Source organism: Comamonas sp. GCA5 (assembly GCF_036541385.1).
In the GTDB taxonomy this organism is placed as follows: Bacteria; Pseudomonadota; Gammaproteobacteria; order Burkholderiales; family Burkholderiaceae_C; genus Comamonas; species Comamonas aquatica.
Window position 1 is genome coordinate 1 of the sequence record NZ_JAZHFR010000198.1, and the last position, 885, is coordinate 885.

General features: G+C 55.8%; 2 pseudogenes. One reads left to right on the forward strand and one right to left on the reverse strand.

Annotated features, from left to right (window positions below):
• Positions 1-121 precede the first annotated feature (121 nt).
• Positions 122-739, forward strand: a pseudogene (locus SJH88_RS19220) (IS3 family transposase); the annotation flags it as partial.
• A gap of 18 nt (positions 740-757) precedes the next feature.
• On the opposite strand, the pseudogene SJH88_RS19225 reads toward SJH88_RS19220, so the two are convergent.
• A pseudogene (locus SJH88_RS19225) lies at positions 758-885 on the reverse strand (transposase); the annotation flags it as partial.

The window sequence follows — 885 nt, forward strand, 5'->3', positions numbered from 1 at the left end:
AGTGGACCATGCCCATCCGGGATTGGAAGGCTGCGCTGACCCGCTTTACCATTGAGTTCGGAGACCGCATCTCCGTCAATTGAAGTCCGAACCGTTTACACAAAAATTCGGACACGCCCGCAAGAAGGTGCGCACAACACGTCCAGATGCAGCAAGGCCATGCCCGCTAGACCTCGTCAACCGCCAGTTCACAGCTCAGCGCCCTGACCAGCTTTGGGTTGCAGACTTCACCTATATATCAACATGGCAAGGGCAAATGTTTGTGGCCTTTGTGATTGATGTCTATGCCCGCCGCATAGTGGGTTGGCGGGTCAGCAGCCACATGCGTACGGACTTTGTGGTGGATGCGCTGGAGCAGGCGCTGTATGCCAGACAACCTTCAAGCGATACGAAACTGATTCACCACTCCGATAGGGGGAGCCAGTATGTGTCTATTTGCTACACAGAGCGTTTGGAGGAAGCTTGCCTGATGCCTTCGGTGGGCAGTACCGGCGATTCCTATGACAACGCCTTGGCCGAAACCATCAATGGTCTTTACAAAACGGAGGTTATCTACAAGCGAGGACCGTGGAAAACAAAGGAATCACTGGAGCTGGCAACGCTGCAATGGGTGCACTGGTTCAACCATGACAGGCTGCTGGAATCCATAGGGCATATACCGCCAGCGGAAGCTGAGGCAAACTACTGGCGGCAAGTTGCCAATACCGTGCAGGCTAACGCCTGCACTTCAACAAACTAGCCTCCACCAAACCCGGTGTGATTCATTGGGCTTGCAGCGCTTGAGCGCCTGCAGTGCCCCTTTGCGATCCGTCACCTCAGCCGTGGTCACCGCTATGGCATGCGGCAAGCCCTGGGCATCCACCGCGATGTGGCGCTTGATGCCCG